At 56.2% G+C, this 17,945-nt stretch carries 15 protein-coding genes; 8 read left to right on the top strand and 7 right to left on the bottom strand.

Annotated elements, in window-relative coordinates; translation table 11 throughout:
• Window positions 1-84 precede the first annotated feature (84 nt).
• Window positions 85-1,458: an exodeoxyribonuclease VII large subunit gene (gene xseA, locus P2R09_RS16210; protein WP_275771241.1), complete on the bottom strand. Its 1,374-nt coding sequence runs from the start codon at window positions 1,456-1,458 to the stop codon at window positions 85-87.
• Window positions 1,459-1,626: 168 nt separating this feature from the next.
• Here xseA and guaB point away from each other — a divergent pair, with 168 nt between their 5' ends.
• The 3 genes from guaB to P2R09_RS16195 all read left to right on the top strand — a co-directional run bounded on the left by guaB (window position 1,627) and on the right by P2R09_RS16195 (window position 5,818).
• A complete protein-coding gene (gene guaB, locus P2R09_RS16205; RefSeq protein ID WP_003848714.1) occupies window positions 1,627-3,093 on the top strand; it encodes an IMP dehydrogenase in 1,467 nt (488 codons plus the stop codon).
• 68 nt (window positions 3,094-3,161) lie between these two features.
• Complete coding sequence (guaA, locus tag P2R09_RS16200; protein ID WP_003848716.1) at window positions 3,162-4,742, top strand: glutamine-hydrolyzing GMP synthase; 1,581 nt, start codon at window positions 3,162-3,164, stop codon at window positions 4,740-4,742.
• Window positions 4,743-5,044: 302 nt separating this feature from the next.
• The gene (locus P2R09_RS16195; protein ID WP_105098917.1) at window positions 5,045-5,818 is read left to right on the top strand and encodes a DUF3750 domain-containing protein; all 774 of its coding nucleotides are present in this window, start codon (window positions 5,045-5,047) and stop codon (window positions 5,816-5,818) included.
• Between the two features lie 30 nt (window positions 5,819-5,848).
• On the opposite strand, the gene P2R09_RS16190 is transcribed toward P2R09_RS16195, so the two are convergent.
• On the bottom strand, window positions 5,849-6,028 hold the full coding sequence (locus P2R09_RS16190; protein WP_003848720.1) for a hypothetical protein: 180 nt from the start codon (window positions 6,026-6,028) through the stop codon (window positions 5,849-5,851).
• Window positions 6,029-6,222: 194 nt separating this feature from the next.
• On the opposite strand from P2R09_RS16190, the gene P2R09_RS16185 reads away from it, so the two are divergent.
• Together P2R09_RS16185 and P2R09_RS16180 are read left to right on the top strand one after the other, a co-directional pair.
• Window positions 6,223-6,468 (top strand): hypothetical protein, encoded by a 246-nt coding sequence (locus P2R09_RS16185; RefSeq protein WP_275771235.1) that lies wholly within the window; start codon window positions 6,223-6,225, stop codon window positions 6,466-6,468.
• Window positions 6,469-6,488: 20 nt separating this feature from the next.
• Window positions 6,489-6,986: a DNA-binding protein gene (locus P2R09_RS16180; RefSeq protein ID WP_275771233.1), complete on the top strand. Its 498-nt coding sequence runs from the start codon at window positions 6,489-6,491 to the stop codon at window positions 6,984-6,986.
• On the opposite strand, the gene mgtE is transcribed toward P2R09_RS16180, so the two are convergent.
• The 5 genes from mgtE to ppk1 form a co-directional block, all read right to left on the bottom strand.
• A complete protein-coding gene (gene mgtE / locus P2R09_RS16175; protein WP_275771231.1) occupies window positions 6,987-8,420 on the bottom strand; it encodes a magnesium transporter in 1,434 nt (477 codons plus the stop codon).
• A 131-nt stretch (window positions 8,421-8,551) separates the two neighbouring features.
• Complete coding sequence (locus P2R09_RS16170) at window positions 8,552-8,737, bottom strand: YfgG family protein (protein ID WP_003848728.1); 186 nt, start codon at window positions 8,735-8,737, stop codon at window positions 8,552-8,554.
• 102 nt (window positions 8,738-8,839) lie between these two features.
• A complete protein-coding gene (gene tehB / locus P2R09_RS16165; protein WP_182629663.1) occupies window positions 8,840-9,454 on the bottom strand; it encodes a tellurite resistance methyltransferase TehB in 615 nt (204 codons plus the stop codon).
• A gap of 41 nt (window positions 9,455-9,495) precedes the next feature.
• Window positions 9,496-11,022, bottom strand: a complete 1,527-nt coding sequence (ppx, locus tag P2R09_RS16160; protein ID WP_003848733.1) for an exopolyphosphatase — start codon at window positions 11,020-11,022, stop codon at window positions 9,496-9,498.
• Between the two features lie 5 nt (window positions 11,023-11,027).
• Entirely contained in the window at window positions 11,028-13,088 is a 2,061-nt protein-coding gene (gene ppk1, locus P2R09_RS16155) for a polyphosphate kinase 1 (protein WP_003848735.1), read from the bottom strand.
• Window positions 13,089-13,238: 150 nt separating this feature from the next.
• Between ppk1 and P2R09_RS16150 the strand changes: the two genes are divergently transcribed.
• The 3 genes from P2R09_RS16150 to pstB are packed head-to-tail and all read left to right on the top strand — an operon-like array spanning window position 13,239 to window position 17,737.
• On the top strand, window positions 13,239-15,326 hold the full coding sequence (locus P2R09_RS16150; RefSeq protein ID WP_275771230.1) for an ABC transporter permease subunit: 2,088 nt from the start codon (window positions 13,239-13,241) through the stop codon (window positions 15,324-15,326).
• Window positions 15,323-16,957, top strand: coding sequence for a phosphate ABC transporter permease PstA (pstA, locus tag P2R09_RS16145; RefSeq protein WP_003848739.1), 1,635 nt, complete (start codon window positions 15,323-15,325; stop codon window positions 16,955-16,957). The genes P2R09_RS16150 and pstA overlap by 4 nt, the downstream gene beginning before the upstream one ends.
• A gap of 6 nt (window positions 16,958-16,963) precedes the next feature.
• Window positions 16,964-17,737 (top strand): phosphate ABC transporter ATP-binding protein PstB, encoded by a 774-nt coding sequence (gene pstB, locus P2R09_RS16140; RefSeq protein ID WP_275771229.1) that lies wholly within the window; start codon window positions 16,964-16,966, stop codon window positions 17,735-17,737.
• The last annotated feature ends 208 nt before the right edge of the window (window positions 17,738-17,945 follow it).

Below are 17,945 nucleotides of genomic sequence, written 5' to 3'. Positions count from 1 at the left end.
AAGTATAGACCCGCCAGTCTGGTTAAACCTTATTCATAAGACCAGCGGTGAGGGAAAAGTGTGATTTGACAGCAAGCGTCAGCGTCAGGACGCGGTTTTGCGGCGGCGTTTTTTCTCAGGTAACAGCTGTGTCACCTGGCTTTCAACCCAGCCATCATCCAGACGGGTGCGCAGCAGATCGCCGCTCTGGAGCTGTACCGTTTTCTTCACCACCTGTCCGGTGGTATCGGTGGTCACACTAAACCCACGCGCCAGCGTCGCCAGCGGGCTGACGCCTTCCAGCTGCGCCACCAACTGACCAAAGTGCTGCCTGTTGCTGTTAAGCTGCTGAGTGATGCTCTGCTGCAGGCGATAGTGCCAGTTTTGAAGCTGCTTTTGCGCCTCGAACAGGCGCTGCTGCGGCTGTTGAGCATTGAGTCGCTGGGACAGGTGATCCTGCTGACGTGTTGCGTGACGCAGACGGGTTTCGATCGCTTCACCCAGACGCTGTTGCAGGCGGAACAGGGCGGTCTGCTGGCGAGCCAGACGCAACTGCGGGTGCTGCTGCTGCAGACGATGCTCAAGGCGGGTATAAAGCCGCTGCTGCCGCGCCAGGTAATAATCCATCGCCATCTCCAGCCGCTGTTGTTGAGATTGCAACTGGCGCAGCAGCTCCAGCTGGTTACGGCTGACAATTTCAGCGGCGGCGGAAGGGGTGGGCGCGCGTAAATCGGCAACAAAGTCAGCAATGGTGACATCGGTTTCGTGACCGACCGCGCTGACGACAGGAATGCGGCTGGCAAAAATGGCGCGTGCTACGCGTTCGTCATTAAAACTCCACAGATCTTCCAGTGAACCGCCGCCGCGTCCGACGATTAACACGTCGCACTCATTGCGCAGGTTGGCGATTTCAATTGCACGGACAATCGCCGCGGGCGCATCAACACCCTGAACTACGGTGGGGTAGATCACCACGGGCAGCGAAGGATCACGGCGATGCAGCACACGTAACACATCGTGCAGTGCCGCGCCGGTGGAAGAGGTGATAACCCCGACCTGGCGTGCCGGTTCCGGCAGTGGTTGCTTATGCTGCGGATCGAACAATCCTTCGGTCGCCAGTTTTGCTTTCAGCAGTTCAAACTGCTGTTGCAACAAGCCTTCACCCGCCGGATGCATGCTCTCGGCAATCAGCTGATAGTCACCGCGGGGCTCATAGAGCGTGATGTTGGCACGCACCAGTACCTGCTGACCGTGCTGCGGACGGAAGGTGACGCGACGATTGCTGTTACGGAACATGGCACAGCGAACCTGAGCGCCATCATCTTTCAGCGTGAAGTACCAGTGACCGGATGCCGGTTGCGTGAAGTTGGAGATCTCGGCGCTGATCCAGACCAGACCCATCTCTTTCTCCAGCAGTTGACGCACTGTCGTATTGAGACGGCTGACGGTAAAAATATTGGCGATGGGTGGCAGCGACATGTGACGAAGATCAAATTCCAAATCAGCAGGTTAATTCATCGATACTACATTGCTGCCTGCGCGGATCAAGAGTTTTTCTTAAATAATGCTGGAGGCAATCGATTACGGCCTGTATAATGCCGCGGCAATATTTTATCTATTCTCAATCACCCGAGGTGGAGTATTGCCATGTTAAGAATCGCTAAAGAAGCACTCACTTTTGACGACGTTCTGCTCGTCCCTGCACACTCCACCGTCCTGCCTAATACGGCCGATCTCAGCACTCAGCTGACCAAAAATATCCGTTTAAACATTCCTATGCTCTCCGCTGCCATGGACACCGTGACCGAATCGGGTCTGGCGATCGCGCTGGCACAGGAAGGCGGCCTTGGCTTCATCCACAAAAATATGTCGATTGAACGCCAGGCGGACGAAGTGCGCAAGGTGAAGAAACATGAAAGCGGCGTGGTCACTGAACCACAGACCGTGCTGCCAACCACGCCTCTGGCTGATGTGAAAGTGCTGACCGAGCGCAACGGCTTTGCAGGCTACCCGGTAGTTAACCGCGACAACGAACTGGTGGGTATCATCACCGGTCGTGATGTGCGCTTTGTCACCGACCTCTCTCAGCCGGTCTCTGCGGTCATGACGCCGAAAGAGCGTCTGGTGACGGTGAAAGAGGGCGAAGCGCGAGATGTGGTCCTGCACAAGATGCACGAAAAGCGCGTTGAGAAAGCGCTGGTCGTGGATGACAGCTTCCATCTGCTGGGCATGATCACCGTGAAAGACTTCCAGAAAGCCGAACGTAAACCTAACGCCTGTAAAGATGCGCAGGGTCGTCTGCGTGTCGGTGCAGCGGTGGGCGCGGGTGCTGGTAACGAAGAGCGTATTGATGCGCTGGTCGCAGCAGGCGTTGACGTGCTGCTGATTGACTCTTCACACGGCCACTCTGAAGGTGTGCTGTCACGCATCCGTGAAACCCGTGCTAAATACCCGGACCTGGAAATCGTCGGCGGTAACGTGGCCACAGGCGCAGGCGCTCTGGCGCTGGTCGCGGCAGGCGTCAGCGCCGTTAAAGTCGGTATCGGCCCGGGCTCAATTTGTACTACCCGTATCGTAACCGGCGTGGGCGTTCCGCAGATCACTGCCGTTTCTGACGCGGTTACTGCGCTGGAAGGCACCGGTATTCCGGTGATTGCTGACGGCGGTATCCGATTCTCTGGTGATATCGCCAAAGCAATCGCGGCGGGTGCGTCCTGTGTGATGGTCGGTTCAATGCTGGCGGGGACCGAAGAGTCGCCGGGCGAGATCGAACTCTATCAGGGCCGTTCATTCAAATCCTATCGCGGTATGGGTTCACTGGGCGCGATGTCCAAAGGCTCGTCTGACCGCTACTTCCAGACTGATAACGCCGCTGACAAGCTGGTGCCGGAAGGTATCGAAGGTCGCGTGGCCTATAAAGGCCGTCTGAAAGAGATCGTGCATCAGCAGATGGGCGGACTGCGCTCGTGCATGGGCCTGACCGGTTGCCCGACCATTGACGACCTGCGCACCAAAGCGGAATTTGTTCGCATCAGCGGCGCGGGCATCAATGAGAGCCACGTGCATGACGTGACCATCACTAAAGAGTCACCGAACTACCGCATGGGTTCATAATCCCGATTTCACGCCCGGCTTCAGCCGGGCGCTTTTATTGATCAAGTCACCGTTCTGGAAACCCCTCAATGACGACGGAAAATATCCATAAGCACCGCATTCTGATTCTCGATTTCGGCTCACAATACACGCAGCTGGTGGCACGTCGCGTGCGCGAGCTCGGCGTTTATTGCGAACTCTGGGCATGGGATGTCACCGAAGAGCAGATTCGCCAGTTCAACCCTAGCGGCATCATCCTTTCCGGTGGCCCGGAAAGCACCACAGAACTGAACAGCCCGCGTGCACCTGAATATGTTTTCAACGCAGGCGTGCCGGTGCTGGGTGTCTGCTACGGTATGCAGACCATGGCGATGCAGCTGGGCGGCACAGTATCTGGCTCTAACGAGCGCGAGTTCGGCTATGCGCAGGTTGAAGTGACGACCCCAAGTGCCCTGGTTCGCGACATTGAAGATGCAATCAGCGCCACCGGTAAACCGCTGCTGGATGTCTGGATGAGCCACGGCGACAAAGTCACGGCGATACCGGCTGACTTCGTGACCGTTGCCAGCACAGAAACCTGTCCGTTTGCCATTATGGCCAATGAAGAGAAGCGTTTCTATGGCGTGCAGTTCCACCCGGAAGTGACACATACCCGTCAGGGCCTGCGGATGCTTGAGCGCTTCATCATCGACATCTGTGAATGTGAAGCACTGTGGACACCGGCCAAAATCATTGAAGATGCCGTTGAACGCCTGCGTGAGCAGGTTGGCAACGACAAGGTCATCCTTGGTCTGTCAGGCGGAGTGGACTCCTCTGTGACGGCAATGCTGCTGCATCGTGCCATCGGCGACCGTCTGACCTGTGTGTTCGTGGATAACGGCCTGCTGCGTCTGAACGAAGCACAACAGGTAATGGATATGTTTGGCGACCACTTCGGTCTGAACATCATCCATGTGCCGGCTGAGATGCGCTTCCTGGATGCGCTGGCGGGTATTGATGAGCCAGAAGCCAAGCGTAAGACCATTGGTCGCGTCTTTGTGGAAGTGTTCGACGAAGAAGCGCTGAAGCTGCAGGATGTGAAGTGGCTGGCACAGGGCACCATCTATCCGGACGTGATTGAGTCGGCGGCGTCAGCTACCGGTAAAGCGCACGTCATCAAGTCACACCACAACGTGGGTGGCCTGCCGAAAGAGATGAAGATGGGCCTGGTTGAGCCGCTGAAAGAGCTGTTCAAAGACGAAGTGCGCAAGATTGGTCTGGAGCTGGGCCTGCCGTACGATATGCTGTATCGCCATCCGTTCCCGGGTCCGGGTCTGGGCGTGCGTGTGCTGGGCGAAGTGAAGAAAGAGTATTGCGACCTGCTGCGCCGTGCCGATGCCATCTTCATCGAAGAGCTGCATAAAGCGGATCTCTACAACAAAGTCAGCCAGGCGTTCACTGTCTTCCTGCCGGTTCGTTCAGTCGGCGTGATGGGTGATGGGCGTAAATATGACTGGGTTGTCTCGCTGCGTGCGGTGGAAACCATCGACTTTATGACCGCACACTGGGCGCACCTGCCGTATGATTTCCTGGGCCGCGTCTCAAACCGCATCATCAATGAAGTCGACGGCATTTCCCGCGTGGTGTACGACATCAGCGGCAAGCCACCGGCGACGATTGAGTGGGAATAAACCAGCTTATGCCGATTAAGCGCTGATGCAAAAAAGCCCGCTTCCAGCGGGCTTTTTATTGCCTGAACCCCACTTAGACGGGCCATTTTAACCTTTCAGCACATCTATCCCCATCACTGGCGGTTTTCTGTTCACTTTACCGGAAATTACGCTATTCTCCCTGCAATAGAAGCCTGCACTTAACTTCCTTTGTGTCCTGCTTTTATCCGCCGCTTCGATAATCCGTATCCCAAAGCCACCACTTACTGTAACCGCCTGCTACTCAGGCGTTTCGTGATTCTTACGTCATCAGGAATGTTGTCATGCTCTCACTGAAAGTGTTCAGCCTGTTTTTTGTTGCCGTGCTACTGCTGTCGCTGGGGGCCAGCATTGCGCAGGCGACGCGTCACGGCGAAACCGCACAGCCCGGTGGCTGGGCCACTGCCCGGCGGGATTCGGCCGGAATCGCGCCCGATCCGCGTGCGTTATATAACCTGGCTATCGTGCAGGTCTATGCGGCGCCGACCTATGGCTGGAAAGGGCGGGTGGCGGTGCATCCCTGGATCATCTTTAAGCGCGCAGGTGAAACGCGTTTCACCCGCTACGAAGTGATTAGCTGGGGCAGCGGCGACAAAATCCGGCGCAACACCAACCTGCCGGATGGTTACTGGTATGGCGCAAAACCCCGGCTGCTGGTGGAGCATCGCGGACCGGAAGCCGAGGCGATGATTCCGCAGATTGAAGCCGCCATTAAATCCTATCCGTGGCCGACAACTTATCGTGCCTGGCCCGGACCGAACAGCAACACCTTCCTGGCGCATATCGGCCGTGAAGTGCCGGCTTTAAAACTGGATCTGCCCGCCAATGCGCTGGGCAAAGATTACCGGTCACTGTGGCATCCCATCGGGCTGCCGCCATCCGGGCGCGGTTTGCAGGTGTCGATTCTGGGCGTGGCGGGCGTGACGCTGGGCGCGGAAGAGGGACTTGAAGTGAACCTGCTGGGGCTTAATATGGGACTCGATTTTACGCCGTTCCGGCTGCGGTTGCCGTTTATCGGTGGTCTGGGCAATGACAACCTTCAGCAGGACAAACCCTGACAGTCTGGCCCCGCCAGGGGCCATTTTGCGTCAGCACACGCCAAAGTCACCTTCTTCGTGATAGAGATTGACGCTCTCTGCTTTCACTTCGATCTCTTTCTTTGCCGCATCATCAACGCGCGCGCACCACAGGGTGTCGCCGTCGACGCGCAGTACCTGCATTTTAGGTCCGCCGGTTTTCGACTGAACAAAATCCTCTGCTTTAAACATTCCTGCCTCCGTTGTTGAACATGAGTCCGGCCAGATTCTCGCTGGCGCGGTTTATTTTTTGCGTGACGTTTTCCAGTTTATACCCTGACCGTTTTACTGCGAGAAAAAGTCTGCGCATGCTGAGGCGCATTAAGAAATATTCCCCTGGTTGTCAGTTGACAACTCAATCATTCAGCGTCAGGATAGGGACACACTTGGCAAGGAAGCGGCATCCCAATAAAGAGATTGAAACGGCGTTACGTTACGCCGAAACCCATGGCTGGCTGGTCGTGACGGGAGGTCATCATGCCTGGGGCAAAATGTACTGCCCGAAAAATCTGTTGATGTGCCGATGTGGGGAGTTTTGTCTGACCTGCATCTGGAGCACACCGAAAAATGCACATCAGCATGCCCAGGCGCTGCGGCGCGTGGTAGATAATTGTCACTATCTGAAGTCCTGAAGCAGCACAAGGAGAGGCATATGGAATATTGTTTTACACTGCGGTTTAGCCTGCCGGAAGGGCATGCGCCAGTGGATGAGTTGCTGGAAACACTGGCAGCAGCAGGCTGTGATGATGCACTGATTGGTCTGGGTATGCCAGGGCGCATTGCACTGGAGTTTACCCGGGAGTCTGACTCTGCCACGGAGGTATTGAGACAGGCAGAAGAGGATGTGCTGCGTGCTATACCGGGTGCCACGCTGGTAGAAGCGGCACCTGATTTTGTGGGATTGACGGATGTAGCCGAGATCATCGGCATGACACGTCAGAATATGCGTAAGTTAATGCTCAGCCAACGCCCGCCGTTTCCACTGCCGGTGCACGACGGTAAAACCGCCATCTGGCACTTAGCGGACGTGCTGGAGTGGCTGAGCCAGCGCGGCAATTACACGCTGCCTGTGGCGACCCGTGAGCTGGCACAGGTGACGCGCCAGCGCAATCTCAACGGGTCGCTGCAACGTTACGGCCTGCACGCCTGATCAGTGCGGCAGCAGGAAGATCGTCGCCAGCCCCAGGAAGATAAAGAAGCCGCCGGTATCGGTCAGAGCGGTGATCAATACGCTGGAGCCCACGGCCGGATCGCGCTTCATTTTGGTCATCACCAGCGGAACCAGTACACCCATTAGCGCGGCCAGCAGCAGATTCAGCGCCATGGCCAGCATCATGACGCCGCCCAGCGCCATATTGTCATACATCAGCCAGGTAATGCCGCCCATAATACCGCCCCAGAACAGGCCGTTGATCAGCGCTACACCCAGTTCACGGACAATCAGAAACGAGAAGTTACCCGGTTCCACCTGATGTAAGGCCAGCGCCCGCACAATCATGGTGATGGTCTGGTTACCGGTGTTGCCGCCAATACCCGCGACGATCGGCATCAGAGTGGCAAGCGCCACGATTTGCGAAATGGTTCCCTCAAACAGCCCGATGACCCTTGAGGCGATAAAAGCGGTACAGAGATTAATGGCCAGCCAGGCCCAGCGTTTGCGTACTGATTTACGCACCGGGGCAAACACATCCTCTTCCTGACTGATGCCGCCCATTTTACGAATGTTACTTTCGTTTTCGGCATTCACCAGGTCGACAATGTCTTCGATGGTCACACGGCCAATCAGTTTGCCCCTGGCGTCGGTGACGGCAGCAGAAATCAGGTTATAACGCTCAAAGGCACTGGCCGCATCTTCGGCCTTGTCGTTGAGCTGGAAGGTGGTCGGGCGCGCGTTCATAACGTCGCTGACCAGAGTTTTAGGTTTGTTAAGCAGGATATCCGTTAGCAGCAGTTCGCCCAGCAGCTGATTGTCTTTGTTAGTAATAAAGAGTTTATCGGTACCGCCGGGCATGCTTTTACGTTTGCGCAGAAAACGCTGCACTGTAGCCAGCGTGACATCGTCGCGCACCGTCAGGATATTAAAATCCATCACCCGGCCTACGCGGTCGCGGTCGAGCTGCACCATGTCCAGCATACGGGCGCGCAGGGCTGGCTCTACGGTTGCCAGCAGGCGCCCGGTCAGGTCACGTGGCAGATATTGTGCCAGCCAGACCTGATCATCAATGTCCAGCGGCTGGATAGCGCGCAGGATATCACGGTCGCTCATCTCTTCGGTGAGGCTGGCCCAGACCGTTTCTGAGGCTTCAACCAGCACGTGACCACGCCGCTCATTCGGCACCAGCCGCCACAGCGCCTGACGTTCCTCTTCGGGTAGGGCTTCAAGAATGTCGGCGAGGTCAGCGGCATGAAGCTGCTGAATATCCTGTTCCAGCGCATCACGCTGGGCCGCATTTTCACGTTGCTGTTCAGGATTGAGATCGCCGGATTTCTCCAGCAGGGAATCAACCAGATCGTGCTCATTGAGCAGCAGCGTCAGAATGCGATGACGTATTTCACTTAAACGTTGAGATTGAGAGGCAGACACATTGGATCCCTTAGTCTGTAAGCACCAGCACGAAGTGTAGCGTTTCGCCTGAAAAAGGGATGCAAAAAAGAGTCCAGTTATCTGGATTCCGTTTAGGTTTCAGTGCAATTCAGGCGAAATATCAGTATTCGCTAGCGCGTATCATTTGATGTGACGGTGACAGGCTCAGGAATAGCTTTCTGTTGCTGATGATGCTCGAAGGCAGCAGGCAGGATAAAAATCAGGCGACTAAAGAGAATGATAAAACTGATCAGCAGCACAATGCGGGTCATGGTGCCGGTTTTTTGACGTCTTCGGGGAGAAATAGCGCTGTTCACGCGGGGTGGTTCCTGTAATGAGCCCATCATAGGGCGACTGCAATATTTAGTCACAGTCGCCTGATGAAATCAATCGCTGTTGAAAAAAACAGCAGATAAAGATCAATAACTCGCTTTTTGCGCCAGTAACGTTGCAAAGCGGCAAGTGATGCGGTTGCCGTTTTCATCTTTACGATGCAGCTGACCGGGGTGCTCGTTGTACTTCACGATGTGCCAGTTGCGATAATAGTGGCTGAGTTCGCCCGATTTAAACGCAAAAGAGAAATCTGCCGGGCAGGGCATATCGTCCGTGTTCATCGCCGCCACAATCAGGTTGAAACCATCCCTGACCGTACAGGCCTGCATGTCGGCAATCAGCTGCGGAATGGTCTGCGGCTGCAGAAACATCATTACCACGGTCGACAGCACAAAGTTGAAGCCGCCATTAAAGCGTGTGTTGTTCAGGTCGCGCTGCTCAGTGTGTATACCCTGGAGGTTTTCCTGCGCAATAATTTCCTGCAGGCGCGCCAGGCTTTGCGGATTGTGATCCCACGCTGTCACGTCAAAACCGTGCTGATTCAGAAACAGCGTATTGCGTCCCACGCCACAGCCAAGATCAAGCGCCTTGCCGACGTTAAGCTGGGGCAGAGCCGCAACCACTTCGGAGTGGGGCGGCGTTAAACCATAGGTGTCGGCAAAATAGTTTTCGCCTGAAAGCGGTGCGGTTGGTTGTGTCATAGTCATCAATTCGGTTAAACGGGCGCGGGGCGCCCGGGTTGTCAGATATCTTCTTCGAGGATCAGCTTCCATCCGGTGACGTCGTTCCAGTAAGCCTGCTCGCGTTCAAGATCGAGCTGAACCAGATTGTTCTGCGCAAAGTAGCCCGCCGGGAAAATCAGCGTCCAGTGGCCATCATCGCATTTCAGGGTTAACGCATCCGGACGCGTGGTGGCCTGGCGCTGATTATTCAGCAGGGTGCCCAGGCGCAGCAGAAAAATCAGCGGCACAAACTGCTTTTTCTTGAACAGCGTTACGCGTGGTAACTCATCAAGCTTCACTGCTTTACGATGGAATCTGACCAGTGCCGCCAGTAGCATCTGCTGATCCTGATTGAACCCCGGCAGGTTGGTGTTTTGCAGAATATAGGCTGAATGACGTTGCAGGCCGCTGTGATTGATAGTCAGGCCCACTTCGTGCAGCATCGCCGCCCATTTTAGCAGTGCAGCCAGTTGCGGATTCGCCAGCTTTGGGTTCTGATCGCGCCATTGCAGATAAAGCTGCTCGGTCGTCTCCAGCACACGTCGAGCCTGATCGCTGTCGATGGCGTAATGGTTAGCCAGACTTTGTGCTGTGCGGCTGCGAATATCCTGATGGCGGAAACGGCCCTCCATCTCATAGAGCACACCTTCACGCAGCGCACCGTCGGAGAGGCGCAGCTCGCGAATCGCCAGCGCATCGAAGACGCCACAGAGAATCGCCAGTCCGGGGACAAACACGCCTTTGCGCTCTTCTGACAGGCCCGGCAGGCTCAGTGCAGAGAAGGATTTATGTTTCATCACTTCGTCATAGAGCTTTTCGAGACGCTCAGGCGTAATCAGCTTCTCTTTTTCATCCATCGCCTGCAGCACTTCGCAGGCAGCTTTGATGGTACCGGATGCGCCCAGCGCATATTGCCAGCCATGCAGACGATATTGCCACGCCAGCGTTTCCAGCTTCTGTGCAGCCGCTAAGCGGGCGCGACGGAAGTTTTCACGACTGATTTCCCCTTTCGGGAAATAGAGCTGGGCGAAACTGACGCAACCCATGCGCCGGCTCTCAACCAGCTGAGGTTCGAAATCCTCACCAATCACCAGCTCAGTAGAGCCGCCGCCGATATCGATAACCAGCTTGCGGCCTTTTTCCGGCTGTGTGTGCTCCACACCCATAAAGATCAGACGCGCTTCTTCATGGCCTGAAATCACCTCGATTGGATAGGGGATCACCTCGGCAGCGCGCTGCAGGAAGGTTTCGGCGTTGATCGCCTCGCGCAGCGTATGGGTGCCGACAATCGTCACGTTGCTGGGACTGAATCCCTGCAGGCGTTCGGCAAACAGTGCCAGGCAGGCTAAGCCACGCTCCATCGCCTCTTCGCTGAGGTTGTGTTGAGCATCCAGCCCGTCCGCCAGATGGACGCGCTGTTTAAGGCGGCCCAGTACCTGCATCGCACCATCGACAACCCGCGCAATTACCATATGGAAACTGTTCGAGCCCAGGTCAATCGCCGCAAACTCCTGGGGTTTTGGCGTACTTTTATGAGAAATTGGCATAGGATTTATTCAGGTTGTTCCAGTTTCTTGATGTAATCATAGATGGCCAGCTGCGAGCGCACTTTACGACGATTGCCGCGCTGGACGTAATGGTTACTCAACTCTTTATCGACGATGCGGGCTTTTACCGTATCACTCAACTGAATAGCAATAATGTCGAGTATACGCTGCCGGATGTGGGGATCGAGAATCGCCACAGCCACTTCAATGCGGTAATCGATGTTACGCGTCATCCAGTCAGCGGAGGAGAGGAACACCTTTTTATCGCCGCCATTTTCAAAAATATAGACGCGATCATGTTCCAGATAACGATCAACAATACTGATGACACGAATATTTTCACTGATCCCAGGCAAGTCAGGAATTAATGAGCACATTCCGCGCACCAGAAGATTGACCTTTACCCCTACGCTCGAGGCTGTATAAAGCCGATCAACCAGACCTTTGTCCACCAGATTGTTTATTTTCAGAGTAATGCCGCAGGGCTTATTTTGCTGAGCATTGGCAATTTCGGTGTCGATCAGTTCATACAGCATCCGGCGCGAGTTCTGTGGCGACACCATCAGGTGATCGAACGTCACAGGCCGATAGGGATTCTCAATAAAGTTGAACACCCGGCGCACTTCATTGGTGATGCGCGCATCCGCGGTCAGCAATGAGTAATCGGTATAGAGTCGCGCGGTTTTCTCGTTAAAGTTCCCGGTACCGATATGCGCGTAGCGCACAATCTCTTCGCCTTCGCGGCGTGAAATCAGGAACAGCTTGGCGTGAATTTTAAGGCCTGGTGCGGAGAAAATGACGTGTACACCCGCTTCAGTCAGGCGTTTCGCCCAGTAAATGTTAGCTTCTTCATCAAAGCGCGCCTGCAGTTCCACCACCACCGTGACTTTTTTACCGTTATAGGCGGCATGGATCATCGCATCCATAATGCGGGAGTGTTTGGCGACGCGGTAGATATTGATTTTGATTGCCAGCACGCTGGGGTCAAACGATGCCTGACGCAGCAACTCCAGCACATGCTCAAAGGTATGGTACGGATAGTAGAGCAGCACATCGCGATTGCGAATCGCATCAAAGCCGTTGCGGAAGCCATCAAAGCCGATGTGGCGAATCTGCGGCAGCGGGCGGTTAACCAGGTTGTTTTTGCCGACGTTCGGGAAGCCGATAAAGTCTTTGAAGTTGTGGTAGCGGCCGCCCGGCAAAATGGAATCCAGGTTAGAGATGGAAAGCTTATGGCACAGCAGCGACACCATGGTGTCGGGCATATCGCGCTGGTAGACAAAACGTACCGGCTCCGCCGTCAGTCGCTGCTTCAGGCTGGAGGACATCAGTTCCAGCAGGCTCGACTCCATTTCCGTGACCAGGTCGTACTCGGCGTCACGCGTCATTTTCATTGAATAGGCGTTGAGCGCGTCGTAGTCATAAAAGCCTTTGAAAATATCATCCAGGCAGTAACGCAAAATGTTATCCAGCAGGATCATCGGTTTACGGCGACGCGGTGGCTCTGCCGGTAAATTGATGAAACGCGGCACTTTGTCGGACGGAATTTCCAGCAGTGCATACTGAATATGGTCACCACGGATAATCTCTACTGCCAGATAGGTGTAGTCGTCTTTGAGGAATTCCGTCAGGTCGGTCTCGTGGGTGATCAGGATCGGCGAGATGTGCTGACGCAGTTCATGTTTGAAGTAGTGGCGCAGCCAGGCCTGCTGATTGGATGAGAGCTGACGTTCGTTGATCAGGAAGATCTGATTACGTGCCATCTCCAGCAGCAGATCGTTATAGAGCGCATCAAACTCCTGATCGGACTTCATCACCCGTTGCTGAATTTTCTTAAACAGATGGCGTGGCGTACTGGCGGAACCCTGCTCTTCACCAATCAGAATGCGGCGTTTGAGGTCGGCGAAACGCACTTTATAGAATTCGTCGAGATTATTGGAGTAGATGCCCAGAAAGCGCATCCGCTCAATCAGTGGATTGCTTTTGTCTGCGGCTTCCTGCAAAACCCGTTCATTAAAGGATAACCAGCTTAATTCTTTTTCAATATAAAGCTTTACCTGACCCATTCTCACTCCATTTAGCGGTTGCAGGACTGAAGATCCAGTATCCACCAACATTATGGCGAGAGTATGGCAGCGTTGTCCAACGCCAGGAGTTGTCTTATCAATCGGCTACGGGCAACATAGCGGCTTATTTCAGGCTGCCACCGGAACCGCATGAGCGCAAACCACATTCCTGTCCAATTCAGCGATCGTAAGCGTCGTGCCGTTGACCGTCTGACGCGGCGACTGGTCACCTGCTGTGGCGTAGCGATCCTATTGCTGATGCTGCTGCTATTCTGCTGGTTGATTGGCGTGGTATTACCGCTATTTAATGCGCCGGGCCTGCAAATTGCGGCCAGCCAGCAGCTCTGGGATCGTGCGCCCGCTTTAGCCATGGGCAATCAGGGCAGTGTCGGCTGGCGAATCAGCGCACGCGGTGCGGCCCGTTTTATTCCGCTGGATGGACAGCCTGCGGAACCGGCGCTGACCCTGACTCCCGCTCCCGATGACGCCGTGCAGAGTGCTGATGGGCAAACACTGTTGCTGAATATGCAGGGCGCGCTAACGCTGATGCAGCCGACAGCCGACCAGCAATGGCGTTTTCCACTGGGTGACAAACCGTTCCATCTGCCTGATGGCGCGGTGACGAAGATGGCGCTGGCGACACGTCATGCGGGCCAGTGGCGCATTGCTGCTCTTACAGAGGCCGGACTCCGGGTGCTGACGCTGGGCACCGATCGTCAGGCATCCATTATCCCGCTTCCGCAACGTCAGCTGGATCTGCTGGCACTCTCGCCATCCGGCGATCTGCTCTACACCACTGAAGGCAATCTGCTGCGGGTCTGGCAACTTGATGATGATCGGGCACTGTTGCGCGAGACCCACATGCTGCCGCAGCCTCCGCAAAGTTTGCATCTACTGGTAGGGGGTAAAAGCCTGCTGATTCAGGATAACCGCGGCGTCACCCAATGGTTTGCGATTGCCAGCGATCAGGGGCCACGGCTGCAGCAAATCCGGACCTTTGCCGACAGCGACGGCGAGACGATTCTGGTGACGGAATCTCAACGTCGCGTGTTTGCGACCCTCAGTAAGCAGGGGATGCTTCGGCTGTTCGCCAGCAAGCAGCATGGCCCGATACTGCAGCGTCAGCTGGCGCCGGGCATTGTGCAGGCGCAGTTCTCTCCCCACGGCGACAGCCTGCTGATTGAGCGGCCGGGCAGCTGGCAGACACTGCGGCTTGATAATCCGTGGCCGGACGTCACCTGGCGCAATTTCTGGCAAAAAATCTGGTATGAAAACTACCCTGGACCCGACTGGGTCTGGCAATCGACTGCGGCCGGCGATAACTATCAGGCCAAATTCAGCCTGATGCCGATGGTCTCGGGAACGCTGAAGGCGGCCAGTTTAGCACTGCTGTTTGCGACACCGCTGGCGCTGGCGGCGGCGATGTACACCGCATGGTTTATGGCGCCAGGCCTGCGGCGCTGGGTTAAACCGGCCATTGAGATGATGGGTGCGCTGCCGAGCGTGGTGGTCGGGCTGATTGCCGGGATTTGGCTCGCGCCACATATCGGTCAGGCGCTGGTGGGTGTGCTGCTGCTGCCGCTGACCCTGGCAGGCGCGCTGCTGCTGTGCGGCGTATTGAGCGCGCGTTTACCACCACGCTGGCGTCAGCCGGGACGTGAGGTCATGGTTCTGCTGCCGCTGTTGCTGCTGGTCACGCTGCTGACGCTGTGGCTGCCCACACTGTTTATACCGGATGCCGGTGACTGGCTCCCGCATTACGAGCAGCGCAATCTGCTGGTGGCTGCGCTGGCGATGGGCTTCGCGCTGGTGCCGCTGATTTTCACCCTCTCAGAAGATGCGCTGTTTAGCGTGCCTGCTGCACTGGGGCAGGGCTCGCTGGCACTGGGGGCGACGCCCTGGCAGACACTGACCCGCGTCGTGCTGCCGGGTGCCTCTGCCGGTATTTTCGCCGCCCTGATGATCGGTCTGGGACGCGCCGTAGGAGAAACCATGATTTTGCTGATGGCGACCGGCAATACGCCGCAAAGTGAAGGTGGCCTGTTCAGCGGGCTGCGCGCGCTCTCTGCAAACATCGCCATTGAGATGCCGGAAGCAGCAGCGGGCAGTGCCCACTATCGCGTGCTGTTTCTCAGTGCACTGATGCTGTTGCTGTTTACGCTGGTGATTAACACGGTTGCCGAGCTGATCCGTCAGCGACTGCGTCAGCGCTACAGTCAGCACGAGGAGCAGGCATGAAAGCGATGCGACAGAATGACCGCTGGCGCTGGTTAACCGCCGGTGCCGTCGCCGTCTGCCTGCTGGCTTTTACGCTGCTAATTGGCCTACTGGCGTGGCAGGGCGTTCGCGCTTTCTGGCCGCAGCGTGTTGACCTTTATACGTTCAGTCAGCCTGAGGGTGGCGAAACACGTCTGCTGGGCGAAACGCTGGAACATCAGCGACGTTTTCCGGCCCCGGCCGATGAGCAGGGTAACAGCGGTGGTCAGGTGAATCGCTATCTGATCAAAACCGGTAACCGTGACTGGGACGCACCCGATTTCCGCGTCGTCTACAGTCGCACGGCAGCGAAGGTCAGCCAGCCAGCAGATATCATGGTGCTGCAACGCCGCAGCCACGGCCAGGCTTATGGCTGGTTTGTTGGCCTGCGTGAAGATAATGAAGAGTTAACTGCGCAGGATCCCGATGCCCTGCTGAATCAGCGGCTCGGACAGGTGCAGATGCTGGTGCGGCAGGCTAACCAGATTCGCCGGGTCGGGATGGCGCGCATCAACAGCCAGCGTGAGGAGCTTGATGAGCAGGCGGCCACAAACCGTGCTGCCGGGCACTTTGATCTGCAGGCCGAATCGGAATATCAGGCCAATCAGGCTGCCTTACAGCGCCGCTTCAATCAACTGAGTGAGACACTGGCTTCTCTGCAACTGCAGAGTCAGCGCGATGTGTTAGTTCTGCGGGATGTGCAGGGCACCGAACATGCGATCCCGCTGACCGAAATCGTCGACAGCTGGAAACCTAATGCGATGACGCTGACCGGCAAAACCGGACATTTTTTGCATCAGCTGTGGCGTTTCGTCAGTGACACACCCGCCGAGGGTGAAAGTGAATCCGGGGCGTTTCCGGCGATATTTGGCACCGTGCTGATGGTGTTATTGATGTCGGTGGTGGTGATGCCGCTGGGCGTCATCGCCGCCATCTGGCTGCACGAATATGCCGGACGCAATGCGCTGACCAGGCTGGTGCGTATCGCAGTGGTCAATCTGGCGGGCGTCCCTTCAATTGTTTATGGCGTATTTGGTCTGGGCTTCTTTGTCTGGCTGGTGGGCGGCACCCTTGACCAGCTCTTCTTCGCCAGCGCGCTGCCGAATCCCACTTTTGGCACGCCGGGTTTGCTGTGGGCCTCACTGACGCTCGCCTTGCTGACGCTGCCAGTGGTGATTGTGGCGACTGAAGAAGGCTTATCCCGTATTCCCAACAGCCTGCGTCAGGGTTCGCTGGCGCTGGGCGCGACCCAGGCGGAAACGCTGTGGAACGTGGTGTTACCGATGGCGGTGCCAGCCATGTTGACCGGCCTGATTCTGGCGGTAGCGCGTGCTGCTGGTGAAACCGCACCGCTGATGCTGGTGGGGGTAGTAAAAATGGTACCGGAACTGCCGGTCGACGCAGTGTTTCCTTATCTGCATCTGGATCGCAAGTTTATGCATCTGGGCTTCCAGATTTACGATCTGGCGTTTCAGAGTCCGAATATTGAAGCTGACCGGCCGCTGGTGTTTGCCACCGCGCTATTGCTGGTGCTGATTATTCTGTCGCTTAATCTGCTGGCGATGGGCCTGCGCCACCGTCTGCGTGAACGCTATCGTCTTATGACTCAATAACAGGCTATGACTATGACGTCCGACACGGATATCGCGCTGACCGTTAACCATCTGTCGCTATGGTATGGCGAGCGCCAGGCGCTGCAGGATATTTCTTTGCAGGTGCCGAAAAACAGAATTACTGCGCTGATTGGCCCCTCAGGCTGTGGTAAGTCGACGCTGCTGCGCTGCTTTAATCGTATGAACGACGTGATTGATCACTGTCGGGTAGAGGGCGAGGTGCTGCTGGATTCATTGCCGATCCTGCAGCCCGGACAGGATCTCTCCGCGCTGCGCCGTCGGGTCGGTATGGTGTTTCAGCGGCCCAATCCTTTTCCAAAGTCGATCTATGAGAATGTGGTCTATGGGCTGCGTTTACAGGGTGTGCGCGATCGACGGGTATTGAACGAAGCCTGTGAACGGGCACTGCGCGCGGCGGCGCTGTGGAGTGAGGTCAAAGATCAGCTGTCACAGAATGCGCTGACGCTTTCGACCGGACAGCAGCAGCGGCTGGTGATTGCCCGGGCCATTGCGATTGAGCCGGAAGTGCTGCTGCTGGATGAGCCGACCTCCGCGCTGGATCCGATCTCCACGCTGGTGATTGAAGAGTTGATGACCACACTGAAGCAGCATTTCACGCTGGTGCTGGTGACACACAACATGCAGCAGGCGTCGCGCGTGTCAGATTACACTGCGTTTATGCATCAGGGCGCGTTAGTGGAGTTTGATGAGACCGACCGGATTTTCACCGCGCCGAAACAGCGACGGACTGAAGATTATATTACGGGGCGTTACGGCTGAGGGAGAGGAAAAACGGGTATTCTGACTGACGGCTTCTGAATTCAAAGCGATGGGAGCTTATGCCTGTAGTAAAGCATCGCGGACCAGGGACAAAAACGCCGGGAGCGTTTTTGAACAACGCAAAGCGTTGGCCCGGCCGTTGGCCCGGCAACGGGCGCGCCTCAGGGATGAGGTGCGTACTAAAAACGCCGGGAGCGTTTTTGAACAA

Source organism: Pantoea sp. Cr_R13 (genome assembly GCF_029222565.1).
Classification (GTDB): domain Bacteria; phylum Pseudomonadota; class Gammaproteobacteria; order Enterobacterales; family Enterobacteriaceae; genus Pantoea; species Pantoea eucalypti.
Note: the sequence above shows the minus strand (reverse complement) of the source record. Positions and strands in the feature narration are given on the sequence as shown.

Bases quoted from the DNA above. Each gene is read 5' to 3' on its own strand.
- P2R09_RS16190 (WP_003848720.1), bottom strand. From the start codon at position 6,028: ATGTTTAAAGCAGAGGATTTTGTTCAGTCGAAAACCGGCGGACCTAAA.
- P2R09_RS16150 (WP_275771230.1), top strand. From the start codon at position 13,239: ATGAGCGCAAACCACATTCCTGTCCAATTCAGCGATCGTAAGCGTCGT.
- tehB (WP_182629663.1), bottom strand. From the start codon at position 9,454: ATGACACAACCAACCGCACCGCTTTCAGGCGAAAACTATTTTGCCGAC.
- P2R09_RS16195 (WP_105098917.1), top strand. From the start codon at position 5,045: ATGCTCTCACTGAAAGTGTTCAGCCTGTTTTTTGTTGCCGTGCTACTG.
- guaA (WP_003848716.1), top strand. From the start codon at position 3,162: ATGACGACGGAAAATATCCATAAGCACCGCATTCTGATTCTCGATTTC.
- ppx (WP_003848733.1), bottom strand. From the start codon at position 11,022: ATGCCAATTTCTCATAAAAGTACGCCAAAACCCCAGGAGTTTGCGGCG.
- xseA (WP_275771241.1), bottom strand. From the start codon at position 1,458: ATGTCGCTGCCACCCATCGCCAATATTTTTACCGTCAGCCGTCTCAAT.
- P2R09_RS16180 (WP_275771233.1), top strand. From the start codon at position 6,489: ATGGAATATTGTTTTACACTGCGGTTTAGCCTGCCGGAAGGGCATGCG.
- pstA (WP_003848739.1), top strand. From the start codon at position 15,323: ATGAAAGCGATGCGACAGAATGACCGCTGGCGCTGGTTAACCGCCGGT.
- ppk1 (WP_003848735.1), bottom strand. From the start codon at position 13,088: ATGGGTCAGGTAAAGCTTTATATTGAAAAAGAATTAAGCTGGTTATCC.
- pstB (WP_275771229.1), top strand. From the start codon at position 16,964: ATGACTATGACGTCCGACACGGATATCGCGCTGACCGTTAACCATCTG.
- guaB (WP_003848714.1), top strand. From the start codon at position 1,627: ATGTTAAGAATCGCTAAAGAAGCACTCACTTTTGACGACGTTCTGCTC.